The organism is Rhodococcus olei (assembly GCF_039540555.1).
Taxonomy (GTDB): domain Bacteria; phylum Actinomycetota; class Actinomycetes; order Mycobacteriales; family Mycobacteriaceae; genus Rhodococcus_G; species Rhodococcus_G olei.
Map to the genome: position 1 here is coordinate 237,572 of NZ_BAABFB010000066.1, position 14,880 is coordinate 252,451.

11 protein-coding genes are annotated in these 14,880 nt (G+C 70.2%); 6 read left to right on the forward strand and 5 right to left on the reverse strand.

Annotation, left to right across the window (positions count from 1 at the left end):
• Positions 1-181: 181 nt before the first annotated feature.
• Positions 182-1,615, forward strand: a complete 1,434-nt coding sequence (locus tag ABD951_RS22140; protein ID WP_345350273.1) for an HNH endonuclease signature motif containing protein — start codon at positions 182-184, stop codon at positions 1,613-1,615.
• A 115-nt stretch (positions 1,616-1,730) separates the two neighbouring features.
• Here ABD951_RS22140 and ABD951_RS22145 read toward each other — a convergent pair whose 3' ends face one another.
• The 5 genes from ABD951_RS22145 to ABD951_RS22165 form a co-directional block, all read right to left on the reverse strand.
• Positions 1,731-3,386: a dipeptide ABC transporter ATP-binding protein gene (locus ABD951_RS22145; RefSeq protein ID WP_345350276.1), complete on the reverse strand. Its 1,656-nt coding sequence runs from the start codon at positions 3,384-3,386 to the stop codon at positions 1,731-1,733.
• An 87-nt stretch (positions 3,387-3,473) separates the two neighbouring features.
• Positions 3,474-4,352, reverse strand: a complete 879-nt coding sequence (locus ABD951_RS22150) for an ABC transporter permease (protein WP_425569914.1) — start codon at positions 4,350-4,352, stop codon at positions 3,474-3,476.
• Positions 4,349-5,308: an ABC transporter permease gene (locus tag ABD951_RS22155; RefSeq protein ID WP_345350279.1), complete on the reverse strand. Its 960-nt coding sequence runs from the start codon at positions 5,306-5,308 to the stop codon at positions 4,349-4,351. The genes ABD951_RS22150 and ABD951_RS22155 overlap by 4 nt, the downstream gene beginning before the upstream one ends.
• A gap of 19 nt (positions 5,309-5,327) precedes the next feature.
• Positions 5,328-6,923, reverse strand: a complete 1,596-nt coding sequence (locus ABD951_RS22160; RefSeq protein ID WP_345350282.1) for an ABC transporter substrate-binding protein — start codon at positions 6,921-6,923, stop codon at positions 5,328-5,330.
• Positions 6,920-8,203, reverse strand: coding sequence for an ROK family transcriptional regulator (locus ABD951_RS22165; RefSeq protein WP_345350285.1), 1,284 nt, complete (start codon positions 8,201-8,203; stop codon positions 6,920-6,922). The genes ABD951_RS22160 and ABD951_RS22165 overlap by 4 nt, the downstream gene beginning before the upstream one ends.
• A gap of 430 nt (positions 8,204-8,633) precedes the next feature.
• Between ABD951_RS22165 and ABD951_RS22170 the strand changes: the two genes are divergently transcribed.
• The 5 genes from ABD951_RS22170 to ABD951_RS22190 all read left to right on the forward strand — a co-directional run bounded on the left by ABD951_RS22170 (position 8,634) and on the right by ABD951_RS22190 (position 14,854).
• Positions 8,634-9,578 carry a TauD/TfdA dioxygenase family protein gene (locus ABD951_RS22170; protein ID WP_345350288.1) on the forward strand — a complete coding sequence of 315 codons (945 nt, stop codon included), beginning with the start codon at positions 8,634-8,636 and terminating at the stop codon, positions 9,576-9,578.
• Entirely contained in the window at positions 9,578-11,923 is a 2,346-nt protein-coding gene (locus tag ABD951_RS22175; protein ID WP_345350291.1) for an arylsulfatase, read from the forward strand. The genes ABD951_RS22170 and ABD951_RS22175 overlap by 1 nt, the downstream gene beginning before the upstream one ends.
• Positions 11,924-11,999: 76 nt before the next feature.
• Positions 12,000-12,743 (forward strand): SDR family NAD(P)-dependent oxidoreductase, encoded by a 744-nt coding sequence (locus tag ABD951_RS22180; protein ID WP_345350294.1) that lies wholly within the window; start codon positions 12,000-12,002, stop codon positions 12,741-12,743.
• Between the two features lie 141 nt (positions 12,744-12,884).
• On the forward strand, positions 12,885-13,841 hold the full coding sequence (locus ABD951_RS22185) for a LysR family transcriptional regulator (RefSeq protein ID WP_345350297.1): 957 nt from the start codon (positions 12,885-12,887) through the stop codon (positions 13,839-13,841).
• A 413-nt stretch (positions 13,842-14,254) separates the two neighbouring features.
• Positions 14,255-14,854, forward strand: a complete 600-nt coding sequence (locus tag ABD951_RS22190) for a hypothetical protein (protein ID WP_345350300.1) — start codon at positions 14,255-14,257, stop codon at positions 14,852-14,854.
• Positions 14,855-14,880: the final 26 nt, after the last annotated feature.

Consider the following 14,880-nt stretch of genomic DNA (forward strand, 5'->3'; position numbering starts at 1 on the left):
GCTGCCGCGGACTCCTGCATCGGAATCACCATCCCGCATGCACAACCGGTCGGCGCGGTTGCTTCCGGAGAGGAAGCGACGATATTCATGGTCGGCCCGGTGAAGAGCGAAGCTACGGACAGAACCTACGGAGCATCTCGCATACTGTTGCGCACCAATACAATCCATTGTATTCGAATGCATGTTCGAGTATCGTATGATCATGGACCTCGTCGAGACGCTCACCACACCCCACCGGGTGGCCACGTGGCGCCTCGACGACAAGTCGTTGCTCGCACTGGTGCCCCAACTGTCGACCCGAATGCGGCAACTCGACGCACTGCGAGTGCGCCTTGTCCACGAGATCGACGAACGCTGCCTGGGCCAGAAGATCGGCGCATCGTCGACCCAGTCATGGCTGTCCGAAGCGGCGAAGCTCACCCCCGCCGCAGCGAAGCGGATCGTCACCGCCGGCCAGAACCTGCGGGCTCGCCCCGACGTCACCGCCTCGTTCGACACCGGCGTCCTCGACATCGACCAGGTGCGCTCCATCACCACCCTGCTCGACCAGATCCCCGACCTGCTCTCCGACCTCGACCCCACCTCCGTCGACGGCGACCCCACCGACCCCGTCACCACATGCACGCAGCAGTGCACCGACTACCTGATCTCCGCCGCCGAACACGAGCACGCCGTCGACACCGCAAACCGTGCCGCAGCCCTGAAGGCCATGCTCGGCAACCAGGACGGACCCCCGCCCGACGACGAAAACGAAGCCCTCAACGAATTCTTCGCCTCCCCCACCACCGGCGGACGCGTCCGCGTCAAGGGCCACTTCGACAAGGTCGCCGGCGAACAACTGCTGACAGCCCTCTCGGCCCTGTCGAAACCACAACCCGGACGTGACAACACCCACGGCGAACCCGACCCCGACCCACGCACCGCAGCCCAACGTCGAGCCGACGCCATCACCGGCATCATCCGCCACTACCTCGACTCCGGCACCGCCCCCACCGAGGGCGGCGAGACACCCCACCTGACCGTCTTCGTCGGCCTCGACGACCTCACCAAAGCCACCCGAAACAGCGGTGACACCAACACGCATGACAGTGAGGGCCATCCCGGACCGCACGCACACGACGATTCGTGCGGATGCGACGACCGGCGTGCCGATTCGGGTCGGTCGGTCATCCGCCGCGGGCCCGCCTGGATGCCATGGCTCGGACCGATCAGCATCCGCCTCGCCGCGATGCTCTCCTGCGACGCAACCATCACCCCCATCGTCATGGACCACGACGGCAACCCCCTCGACGTCGGCCGCACCACCCGCACCATCCCACGACGCCTCCGCCGCGCCCTCGACGCCCGCGACTGTGGATGCGCCTTCCCCGGCTGTGGCCGACCCGCCGCCTGGACCGACGGGCACCACATTCACCACTGGTCAAACGGCGGCGAAACGCAACTGTCAAACCTGGTGCTGCTCTGTCGATTCCATCACCGTAGGATCCACAAAGGAGACTGGGAAGTTTACATCGGAGACGACGGGCACCCATGGTTTCTGCCGCCGCACTGGATCGACACCGACCGAAAACCCGTGCCGTCCCACAACCGAAGGCAACTGGCCTTCACCAGCTGACACACAACCGAACTAATCCGCCCCGGACCGCGACCCCGTACACAGGGGCCGCGGCCCAGGGCGATGTCCTGCCGACACGCTCATCGTCCGTCCGAGTACGGAACCTGCGCTCGGGTCAGCCGACCGCCGACAGCACCGCGCGCGCTTGCCCGGACCGACGCCGACGCTGCTCGACCGGGTCGGGACTCGGGACCGCGTCGCGCAGTCCCCGCGTGTAGTCCTCGCGGGGACTGCCGAACACCGCTGCGGTGGCACCGATCTCGACGAGTTCCCCGCGCCGGAGCACCGCGACCCGGTCGGCGACCTCGTGCACGACGGCGAGGTCGTGGCTGACGAACAGGCAGGCGAACCGGTATTCCTCGCGCAGGTCCGCGAACAGGGCGAGCACGTCGGCCTGCACGGACACGTCGAGGGCACTGGTCGGCTCGTCCGCGACCAGCAGTCGCGGCGCCAGCGCCAGGGCACGGGCCAGCGCGACCCGCTGCCGCTGCCCGCCGGACAGCTCGGCGGGCCGGCGCTCGGCGAACTCGCGCGGCAGCCGCACCGAGTCGAGCAGATCCCCCACCCGGGCCCGCAGCAGCCCCCCGGACGCGGTGCGGTGCACCACCAGCGGTTCGGCGATCGAATCGCCGACGCTGCGACGCGGATCGAGGGACGCCGCCGGATCCTGGTGCACCAGCGCCACGTTCCTCCGCAGGGCTCGCAGTTCCCGCGCCGTCACCGACGCGAGGTCGGCGCCGTCGAGCACCACCGACCCTCCGCTCGCCGTGACCATCCCGAGCGCCGCGCGCCCGAGAGTGGTCTTGCCGGAACCGGATTCACCGACGATCCCGAGCACCTCTCCCGCCTCGACGGCGACGCTGACCCCGCGCAGCGCGTGGAACCGTGCGCCGCCACCGCGACCGGGGTAGACGACGTCGAGGTCGGTGACCGTCAGGACCGGGTCCCCCGCGGCCGCCGGTTCGGGGGCCGGGCCGGGGTCCGCGGCAACGGGGAGGCGCGGCACCGCCGCGAGCAGCTGGGTGGTGTACTTCTCCCGCGGTGACGCGAACAGCTCGTGCACGCCGCGGTCCTCGACGAGGACACCGCGGCGGAGCACGGCGACCCGGTCCGCGATGTCGGCGACGACACCCATGTTGTGGGTGATCAGCAGGATCGCGGTCCCGCGTTCGTCCCGCAGGGTCCGCAGCAGGTCCAGGATCTCGGCCTGCACGGTGACGTCGAGCGCGGTGGTCGGCTCGTCGGCGATCAGCAGGTCCGGGTTCCCGGACAGCGCGAGAGCGATCACCACCCGCTGCTTCTGCCCGCCGGACAGCTGGTGCGGATACCAGTCGACGCGCACGTCCGGGTCCGGGATCTCCACCAGCCGCAGCAGTTCCACGGCCCGCGCCCGGGCCGCGGCGCGGGAGATCCGGCCGTGCGCCCGCAGCGCCTGGGCGATCTGCCAGCCCACCGTGCGGACCGGGTTCAGGGCGGTCTGCGGTTCCTGGAACACCATCGCCGCCCGGGTGCCGCGCAGCCCGGACAACGCGTCCTCCGCCGCGCCGACGACCTCGTCGCCGCCGAGGCGGATCGAGCCGCTCACCGTGGCGCCGTCGGGCAGCAGCCCGAGCACGGCCTTCGCGGTCATCGACTTGCCGGAGCCGGATTCGCCGACCAGCGCGACGATCTCGCCGCCGGCGACGCTCAGGTCGAGGTCGCGCACGACGGTCGGCCCGTCCGGCCCGAACCGGATCGTGAGGTTCTCGATGTCGAGGATCGTCTCGGTCATCGTGTTTCTCCTGTCGGTGCGGTTCCCCGATGTGACATCCGGGAACCGGAAGTGACCTGATGTCAGATCGGGGAACCTGGGGAAGGGTCAGGCGCGGCGGGCGGCGCCGAGGGCCTGCGCGATGAGCAGGAAACCGAGCACCAGCGCGGCGACGACGAGCAGCGGGCCGATCGCGAACGCCGGGTTGGCGTCGAGGTTGGGGACCGCGTCGGCGATGATCGCGCCCAGCGACGGTGCCGGTGGGCGTACGCCGATCCCGACGAAGCTCATGCCGGACTCGACGAACACCGCCACCGACATCGACAGGGCCAGCTGAACGGCCAACGGCTCCAGTGTGTTCGGCAGCACGTGGGTGCGCAGCGTCCACCACCGGGACGCACCGATCACCTCGGCGGCCTCGACGTACGGCTGTTCGCGGACCCGCAGCACCTGGGTGCGGATCGTGCGGCCGAACACCGGGATCTCGGCGACGACGATGACGATCCCGACGGTGACGGCACCCGGCCCGATGATCGCGGCCAGCGCGATGGCCAGGATCAGCGCCGGAAAGGCGAGGACGACGTCGAACACCCGTTGCGCGAGCACGTCCGCGGCCGGGTGCAGCGTCGACACCAGTCCGAGCAGCGTGCCGACGATCGCGCCGATCGGGACGGCCAGCGCGACGATCTGCAGGTTGATCCGGATGCCGTGCAGGACCCGGGAGTAGACGTCCCGGTTGACCTGGTCGGTGCCGAACCAGTGCTCGGCGCCCGGTCCGAGCAGGTTCGCACCGGGGATCTGCTCGTTCGGGTCGAACGGCGCGAGCCAGTGCGCGGACAGTCCCGCCGCCGCGACGATCAGGACGAGCGTGACGCCGACCAGACCCTGCCCGCGGGTGAGCGCGTCGAGGGTGCGGCGCCGGCGCGGCGGCGGGTCGGGCAGCGCGCGGTCGGTGACGGCGGGTGTTTCCAGGGCGGCGACGCTCACGGCGTTCCTCCGATCCGGACCCGGGGGTCCAGGTAGGCGTGGGCGACGTCGGTGACGAGCTGGACGAGCACGAACACCGACACCGCGATCAGCAGCACGATCTGCACCACCGGATAGTCGCGGCGGCTGATTCCCTGTTCGACCAGTTGCCCGATGCCGGGCCACGCGAAGATCGCCTCGACCAGCACCGCGCCGCCGAGCAGCTGCCCGGTCTGCAGGCCGAGCACCGTCAGCATCGTCGGCAGCGCGTTGCGCAGCGCGCTGCGGGTGACCAGGTTCCACCGCGACACCCCCAACGCGCGGGCGGTCAGGACGTACGGCTGGCGCATCTCGGTGCGCAGGGCCTCGGACAGGAACCGTGTCAGCGCGGCCGCGACGGGCAGCGCGAGGCAGATGGCGGGCAGCGCGAGGTACTGCACCGTGATGTCCGGCCGGGCCCAGAACCCGTCCGGCGGAACGCCACCCGACGGCAGCACCGGTAGCAGCACCGCGAACGCCAGCACCAGCAGGACCCCGGTCACGAACGGCGGCAGCGCGACGGCCAGGGTGTTGAAGCCCGCAACCGGTCCGGTGAGCCACCGCCGCGGCCACACGACCGCCGCGACGGACAGCGTCACGCTGACGACCACCGCCAGCAGCAACGCGGCCACGGCGAGGACCACCGTGTTGACCAGCGCCGTGCCGACGAGGTCGGAGATCCGGCCGCCGAGGACGTACGACCGGCCGAGGTCGAAGGTGAGCACGTCGCCGATCCAGGACAGGTACTGGGCCGGGACGGACCGGTCCAGACCGAGCGAATGCCGAACCGCGGCAATCGTTTCCGGGGTGGCATCCGGTCCGGCCATGGTCGTGGCCGGGTCGCCCGGCACCAGCCTGAGAACGAAGAAGATCAGCAGCGACGCGAGCACCAGGACCGCCACCGCCGACGGCACCCGGGACATCAGGTAGCGCGTCATCACACCACTCCTCACTCGGTCACGCCAGGTAGGTGTCGGTCAGCTGGATCTCGGACCGCTTCGTCCACCCGACGTCGTGCACCGCCGACGCCGAGGCGAGCTGATTGAGGATCACGCCGATCTCGATCAGGAAGAGGTTGTCGAGCAGCTCGGTGCTCACCGTCCGGTACGCGGCGACGGCCTCCGGGCTGGTGCCGTCCGGGACCTGCCACGCCGCGTCGGCGGCCCGCACGTAGTCCGGGCTGTCGAACCGGGACGCGTTCTTGCGGGCGTTGAACGGGTAGGCACTGACCGTCAGCGTCGACGGCACGTACTGCGCCCACGAATGGAACGTCAGCCACAGCGCCGGGAACTGGGCGCCGATCAGCTGCTTGACGAACGTGGCCCCCTCCTGGGGGTCGAGCGTGGTGGCGATGCCGACGTCCGCAAGGTTCGCCTGCACGATCTGCGCCGCCGCCTCGTAGAAGGGGTTGCCTGCCTGGTACGTCAACGGCAGGTTCGGGACGGCCACACCGGATTGCGCGATGATCTGCTTCGCCTTCGCCGGATCGAGGCCGTAGCTGGCGTTGCGCGCCTCGTCGTAGGCCGGGGAGGACTTCGGCCAGGGCAGGTTCACCGGGTAGCCCGACCCGCGGAACACCTCGGTCACGATCCGGTCGCGATCGAGCGCGTACGCGATCGCCTGCCGCACCCGGACATCCGCGAGCGCCGGGTGCGTGACGTTGGTGCCGAGGTACACCTGGAGCTCGGCACCCTCCATCGGGATCGCCTGGTAGCCCGCGGTTTTGCCGAGCACCTCGACGTCCCGGTAGTTCAGTCCGTGAACCAGCTGTACCTGCCCGGACTTCAGCGAGCTGAGCAGCGCCTTCGCGTCCTGGATGACCGACACCTCGACCCGGTCCAGGTACGGCCGCTCCGGGATCCAGTAGCCGTCGTTGCGCTCGAACGTCAGCGACGTGTTCGGGACACGCGAGGTCAGCCGGAACGGCCCGGTGCCGACGAACGCCTCCCCCGCCGCGAGCTTGTCGATGGACTCGCTGTCGAGGATCGGCACGGTGTCGAGCAGGTCGAAGATGTTGCCGAGCGGGTGCGCGAACGTCAGCACCAGCCGGTGCGGGTCGGAGGTGTCGTAGCCGGTGATCGCGGCGGCGGTGCTGCGCAACTGCGCCGTCCACTTGGGGTCGGCGTAGGTCCGGATCGAGAACTCCGCGTCCCTGGAGGTGAAGGGCCGGCCGCTGTGGAACGTGACGCCCTCGCGCAGGTCGAGGGTCAGCGAGCGACCGTCACCCGCGAGCTGCCAGGCGGTCGCCAACCGCGGCTCCGGTTGCACCCGGTCGTTCGGGTACCGGATCAGGCTGTCGTAGGCCAGCCCGATCACCGTCGTGGAGCCGTCGGTGTTCGTCAGGAAGGTCGCGGGCAGGACGTCGCTCGTGATCGCCGCCTTCAGGGTTCCGCCGCGGACCGGGGTGGCGGTAGCCGCGGCGCCGGCCTTCCGTTCCTCGACCGCCGACGAGCAGGCGCCGAGCAGGCCCGTGCCGAGGACCGCGGCGGCGACCAGGCCCGCGCCGCGGAAGAACGTGCGACGGTCGAGAGACGGGGGAAGCGGAGTGTTCACTGGAGGGCAGTCCTTCGGATGGAGGTGAGGGGGTCGGCGTGGATGCAGCTGAGCGAGACGACGGCCGCGGCGAACTCCTGCACCCGGTTGCCGAATCCGGTGATGCGAATGTCCTTGCGCGCCAAACTCGATGCTGCGGCAAACGCCTCGGCGACGTGGGGGATCCCGGCCGGGTACTCGGTGAACGCCTGGCCGCCGAGGATCACGCGGTCGGGGTTGAACAGGTCCCGCAGCATCGCGACGGTGCGACCGAGCACGCGAGCCCGCTCGACCAGCAGCTCGTGCGCCGCCAGCGAGCCCGACGCCGCGGCCCGGTACACCGCGGCGATCGCCGGTCGCTCGTCGGTCTCGGTGAGGATGCCGGCATCGCGGGCGGCGTCGATCACGGCACGGTCGCTGACGGTCGCCTCGAGGCATCCGCGCGACCCGCACGAGCACTGCGCCCCCGAGCCGGTGGGCAGGTGCACGATGGACCCGGGTCCCGTCGACGGGGTGTGTACGCGACCGTCGATCGTCACTGCGACACCGGCGGTTTCGCGCGCGTAGAAGTAGAGGCCGGTCCCGGAGGCGGCGCTCTCCCCCGGCCGTCCCGGCGCCAGCAGCAGCTCGGACGCGGCCATCGCGTCGACGTGCGCGGCGACCGACACCGGCAGCCCGAGTCCGTCGCCGATGATCGCGCCGACCGGCGCGGCGGTCCACCCGAGCCGCGGATGGTCGACCCGGCCGGTGACCGGGTCGACGCGGCCGCCGAGCGCGACCCCGACCCACAACGGTCGGCGGCGGTGCCAGCGGCCGAGGAACATCCGGGCACTGTGGACGATCCGGCTCACCGCCTGCGACTGCGGCCCCACCGGCGTCGGCACCTCCACCGCACCGAGGATGCGGCCGCGGAGGTCGCTGGCGACGATGCCGGTGACGACCGCGCCGATGTGGATGCCGACGGTCAGGTACGGCTCGTGGTTGACCTCGAACGGGACGCGTGGGCGCCCCACCGCGCCGGACGCGGTCAGGTCCGCGCGCTCACGGAGCAGGCCGGCGCCGAGCAGCGCGACCACCTGGCGGTTCACGGTCGCGGTGCTCAGGCCGGTGACCTTCGCCGCGGTGTCGCGGCCGATGGGTCCCTGCGCGCAGGCGACCCGGAACACGGCCGCGGCCGGCGAGTCGGTGATCCGCAGCAGCGGCGGGACGACCTGGGTCCGGTTCGGCGCGCGGCGGACGCCGTGGGCGGTGCGGCGGACGGACGGTCGGGAGATGGTGGACGGAAGAGTCGATACGGACACACGAGTTCCTTGCGCTTCGTCCCGGACGGGACAGGCCTACACGGTGGACGAGCGCTGCGAGCACGCCCCCCGCGTCGAGCGAGACGGGGGGCGTGGGTCGTCACATCCGCTCAGAGAGAGCAGATGCGCGAAAGACGGGGCAGCGCTGACTTAGCGAGAGATACCGCGGAGGGAACAACAGAGTTCCCGCGCAAGGGGCAGGCGTGCGCCCAGTGCGACGGTCACGTAGGTGACGCGCATCGGGGAGAGCCGGCCGGAAGTCATGCCGCACAAGCTAACACCCGCCGAATTCTCCTGCAAACAGGGGGAAATACCTCTCGTCGGGTGCCGATTGCGATCGCCCTGACCCGAACACTTGGCCGACGGCAGCGCCCGACGATTACATGGGACCGGCAACCGACCACCGCACCGCGACACCGAAAGGTCTTCCATGTCCATCGATTTCGCCACACCACCGAACGAGACGACGGCCCCGGCGGTCGTCCGGCTCGGCGCCCACATCGGTGCGCGCGTCGACGGGGTCGCCCTCGGCGGCGACCTCGACCCGGCCACCGTGAGCCTGATCCGGCAGGCCCTGCTCGAGCACAAGGTGATCTTCTTCCGCGACCAGCACCACCTGGACGAGGAATCGCAGTACGCGTTCGCGCGCCTGCTCGGCGAGCCGACGACCGCGCACCCGACCGTCACCTCCCGCGGCGACAAGATCCTGCCGATCGACTCGGAGTACGGCCGCGCCAACAGCTGGCACACCGACGTCACCTTCGTCGACCGGATCCCGAAGGCGTCGATCCTGCGGGCCGACGTGCTGCCGACCTACGGCGGCTCGACCACCTGGGCGTCGACCACCGCTGCCTACGAGGCCCTGCCCGAGCCGTTGAAGGCGCTGGTCGAGAACCTGTGGGCCACCCACACGAACGTCTACGACTATGCGTCCAGCACCGCCGAGGACCTGAACGCCCAGACGGCGGAGTACCGGCGCGAGTTCCAGTCCACCTACTACGAGACCCGGCATCCGGTGGTCCGGGTGCACCCCGAGACCGGCGAGCGCGCCCTGCTGCTCGGCCATTTCGTCAAGAATTTCGTCGGCCTCGGCACCACCGAGTCGCAGACGCTCTTCCAGCTGCTGCAGGCGCGCGTCACCAAGCTGGAGAACACCACCCGCTGGAACTGGGCTCCCGGAGACGTGGCGATCTGGGACAACCGGGCCACCCAGCACTACGCGATCGACGACTACGACGGCCAGCGCCGCCGCCTCACCCGGATCACCCTCGCCGGTGACGTGCCGGTCAACATCCACGGCGAGCGCAGCACGATCGTCGCGGGCGACGCCTCGCACTTCTCGTCCATCGACAACCCGGTCCGGGTCGCCGGCTGATGACCGTTCCTCCGCACGCCCGAGGTTACGAGGGTTTCCCCGGCCGGATCGGCCGCACCACCGACGACTCGACCCCGGCCTGGCCCGACGTGCCGTCCGCCCGGCCCGGGGCGCCGAACATCGTCGTGATCCTGATCGACGACATGGGGTTCAGCGACATCGGGCCGTTCGGCTCGGAGATCGACACCCCGAACCTGGATCGCCTCGCGGCCTCGGGCGTGCGGCTGACGAACTACCACACCACCCCGCTGTGCTCACCGTCCCGCGCGGCGCTGCTGACCGGGCTCAACCCGCACCGCGCCGGCTACGGCTTCGTCGCGAACGCCGATCCCGGCTTTCCGGGCCTGCGCCTGGAGTTGTCGGACGACACGCAGACCCTGCCGGAGATCCTGCGGGCGGGCGGGTACGCCACCTACGCGGTCGGCAAGTGGCATCTGGTGCGGGACGCGAACATCCGCCCCGGCGCCACCCGTGACTCGTGGCCGACGCAGCGCGGGTTCGACCGCTATTACGGGTCCCTGGAGGGTCTCAACTCGTTCTTCCACCCGAACCAGCTGGTGTCGGACAGCTCGGCCGTCGACGTCGAGGAGTACCCGGAGGGCTACTACCTGACCGACGACCTCACCGACAAGGCCGTCTCGTACATCAAGGACCTGCGTGCCCACGACGCGGACACACCGTTCTTCCTGTACTTCGCACACGTCGCGATGCACGGACCGTTGCAGGCCAAGGAATCCGACATCGCCAGGTACCGGGGACGGTACGAGCAGGGCTGGGACGCAGTGCGGCAGCGGCGCTTCGAGTCGCAGGTCGCGCAGGGACTGTTCCCGGAGGGCACCGAGCAGGCTCCACGCAACGTCGAACCCGGTTTCGATGTGCCCGAATGGGATTCACTGACCGACGATCAGCGTGCCCGCTTCGCTCGGTACATGGAGGTGTACGCCGCGATGGTGGACTCGGTCGACCAGTCGGTCGGTCGGGTCCTCGACACCATCGACGAACTCGGCGAACTCGACAACACGATCGTGGTGTTCACCTCCGACAACGGCGGCACCGCGGAGGGCGGACCCGAGGGCACCCGCAGCTACTTCGCCGAGTTCGCGCACGTCCCCGATCCCGACTGGGTGGGCGACGTGCCGCACGACGAGTCGCTGATCGGGTCGGCCAGACTGGGCGTGCACTACCCGCGCGGCTGGGGCCAGGCCTCGAACACCCCGTTCCGGTTCTACAAGGGCCAGTCGTTCGCCGGCGGCGTCCGGGTCCCGTTCGTGCTGTCGTGGCCGGCCGGACTGCGAAAAGAGTCCGGGGACAATGGCGTCCGGGACCAGTTCGCGTACGTCACCGACCTGACCCCGACACTGCTCTCGCTCGCCGGTGTGACAGCACCCACGAAGCGGAAAGGCCTGCCGGTCAAGACATTCGACGGTGTCGACGCATCGGCATTGCTGCACGACCGGTCTGCCGCGAGCACGCACACCGAGCAGTACACCGAGATGGTGGGCAACCGCGGCTTCTACCGGGACGGCTGGAAGCTGCTCGCGCTCCATCCCGGACTCGACGTCGACGACCCGAAGTGGCAACTGTTCGACGTGCGCACCGACCCCACCGAGATCCACGATGTCGCGGACCGGTATCCGGAGAAGGTCGCCGAACTCGCCGCGGCCTGGGACGAGTCGGCGTGGGCGAACACGGTGTTCCCCCTCGCCACCCCGGCCGGACTGTTCACCCGCCGCCCCGCCGAACAGGCACTGGCTCGCCCGGTGCGCATCCTGGCCGGCACTCCGACCCTGGAACGGTATCGGTCGTCGAAGCTGATCTCGTTCCGGGACTTCGACATCCGTGTGGAACTGGGCGGCTCCGCAGGCTCCGCGCCCGGCGTGGAACCGGGCGGCTACACGCCCGGCGACGAGGGGGTGCTGGTCGCGCACGGTGACGTGCAGGGCGGCTACCTGCTGTACGTCGAGGACGGGCATCTCGTGTTCGGCGTCAACAGTTATGGCCGCTACACCTCGGTCGATGCGGGTCCACTCCCGGCCGGCGCCAGGACGATCGACGTGTCCGCGGTCGTGGCGCCACGGCTGCGCTGGGATTTCACGATCCGGGTCGACGGAGCCGACGAGGCCGAACTGCTGGGTCAGGTCCAGTTGGTCGGCATGGCCCCCTGGACCGGTATCTCCGTCGGCGTCGACGCCCGCGGTCCGGTGTCGTGGGACCTGCGCGAGCGCCGGGGTCCGTTCCGCTACACCGGCGACCTGCGCTCGGTCACCTACACCCCAGGCCCGGTCGGCGTCCCCGCCGTCGCGGTCCGGGAGATCGAGCGCGAGGCCGAGTTCGCCGCCGATTGACCGAACCCGGCTCGGGCGTGGCGCATGGGGCAACGCACACCGCGCACGAGCCGGGGAGGCGCCTAGTCTGAGGGGCATGACCATTTCGCCCGAGGACCAAGTCGCCGTCGTCACCGGAGCCAGCTCCGGAATCGGGGAGGCCACCGCCCGGACCCTGGCCGCTCAGGGCTTCCACGTCGTGGTCGGTGCCCGCCGCGTGGACCGGCTCGAGCGGCTCGCGAAGGACATCGGCGGCACCGCCCTCGAACTCGACGTCACCGACGAGGACTCCGTCGACGCGTTCTGCGCGGTCGTGCCGCGGGTCGACGTGCTGGTCAACAACGCCGGCGGCGCGAAGGGCGTGGCACCGGTGCTCGGGGCCGACCTCGACGACTGGCGGTGGATGTGGGAGACCAACGTCCTCGGCACGCTGCGGATGACGAAGGCGCTGCTGCCGAAGCTGATCGAGTCCGGTGACGGCCTGATCGTGACGATCACCTCGGTCGCGGCGTTCGAGGCGTACGACAACGGGTCCGGGTACACGTCCGCCAAGCACGCGCAGGCGGTGCTGCACCGGACGCTGCGCGGCGAGCTGCTCGGCCTGCCGGTCCGGCTCACCGAGATCGCCCCGGGCGCGGTGGAGACCGAGTTCTCCCTCGTGCGCTTCGACGGCGACGAGGAACGCGCCGCGAAGGTGTACGAGGGCATCACCCCGCTGGTCGCGGCGGACGTCGCCGAGGTGGTCGGGTTCGTCGCGTCCCGGCCCTCGCACGTCAACCTCGACCAGATCATCATGCGACCCCGCGACCAGGCCTCCGCCACCCGGTTCGCCCGGAAGTGACGCGGTGCGACGCGAGCTGACACCCGGCGACCTGCTCGACGGGCGCGGCCGGCAGACACACGGGCAACCGTCAGGCAACGAGTCGATCTCGCGCGCCGCGTACACGACTTCCGGAGCACCGGGTCGGCCTACACTCCCGGCATGGAGCTCCAGACGCGCCACCTCCGTTATTTCGTCGCCGTCGCGGAGGAACTGAGCTTCACACGCGCCGCGCAGAAGCTGCACATCGCACAGCAAACACTGAGCGCGCAGATCAAGCAGCTGGAGCGGGCGCTCGGCGTGGTGCTGCTGACCCGCACCACCCGCAGCGTGACTCTCAGTGCCGCGGGCACGGCGTTCTTCGAGGACGCGACGGCGACGCTCGCGGCGATGGACGTTGCGGCGGAGCGCGCCCGCTCGATGCAGCGCACCGAGAACCAGCGACTGGTGCTGGGCTTCCTCGAGGGGGCGGCGCTGATGCTGACCGAGCCGATCATCTCGGCGTTCCGCCGGCGTCATCCCGGAGTCGCGATCGAGATGCGGCAGTTCAACTATGACGACCCGTCCGCCGGGTTGAACGACCGGTCGGTCGACGTGGCATTCGTGCGGCGGCCGCTGACGACGTGCGGCGTGGACTTCGAGCATCTGTTCACGGAGCCGCTCGTGGCAATGGTGCGGGACGATCATCGTCTCGCCGATCGCCCCGACGTCACGGTGGCCGACCTGATCGACGAGCCGGTGTTCGGTGCGGCGTGCAACGACCCGGTGTGGAATGCCTACTGGGAACTCGACGACCATCGCCACGGCGTGCCGGCACGAGTGGTGTCCCGGTCGGCGTCGCTGCTCGAGGAGTACCAGAAGGTGGCGGCCGGTGTCGGCATCGGCGTGACCGCGGCCTGCGCGCGCTGGATCCCGTTTCCGGGAGTGACCCTGCTGCCGATCACCGACGTCGCGCCGTGTGACGTCTCGGTGGCGTGGCCGCGCGCGAACCCGTCGACGCTGGTCCGCTCGTTCGTCGCCGCCGCGCGGCAGGTGCGCGACGAGAATCCTGATCTGGTCGAACGCTTGCAGGCGCCCGACCTCGAAGACCGCGCGATGCCCATCCCCGTCGCGTACTGACAGCAACGCCCTGTCAATCGCGAGCAAGCAGGTGTTTGTCGTTCCGACGCCCGCCGACCTAGCCTGATCTCACATACCGTCCGGTACGGACGTCCGACCAGGATGCACCCGGCCCCGGTCATGTCGGCCGCACTGAGGACCACGAGTGCTCAGCGTCGGTCATCGTCGCGGATCGTCACCGTCGACCAATCGAATTCTGCTCTCGTGCTTTCGCTTTCGTGCCAGTTGTGACGGCGCTGCGCCCGACGGATCCGATCGCCGCGCACCTCCCTTCTCCGCCGATCTGCAACGGCCCCCCAGTGCCGATCGGTGTCGGCGCAGAGCGAAGGCCGGTCCCCCGCTCCTGCCCCTGCGGTCGCGCGGCGGCGGAGCGATCCGACCAACCGTCCGTCACAGTCGAAAGGAACACCGATATGGCACATCGATGGATCACGCGCGGCGTCGTCTCCACCGCGGCGGCCGCAGTCGCGGTCGGGTCCATGGCCCTGATCGGCGGAGGCGTCGCGGGTGCCGCCGAGGGTACGGCCACGTGGGACGACTACTACTCCCACTTCACCCGCACCATCAGCGAGACCAGCCCGAACCCGGGCGACACCATCACGGTGACGACGAAGTTCGAGCGGACCAACGACACACCCGAACGGCTCTACTGGATCAAGGACCACCATCCCACCTGCCTGACCTACGTGCCCGGCTCGGCGAAGATCAGCGGCAACCGCGGCACCCTCGATGTCGAGCCGTACCTGGAGATCCAGCCCGGCTTCGTCGCCGCCGACATCTCCGCAGGCAGCTGGACGGTGCAGAAGAACCCCGCCGAGTCGCCCGTGCTCACCGTCGAGTACACGGTCGGCGCCGACTGCTCGCGCGGCAACTACCTCCCCACCGGCATGGAGTACAACGGCACCCTCGGCTCCGGTGGCTACGCCACCAAGGGCCCGTCCATCTCGATCAGCTATCTCGGCGGCGGTGGCACCGGCAGCCTCGACTCCCTTCTCGGCGGCTTCGGCAGCTGATCGGCCCGACCCGCACACGACCGACC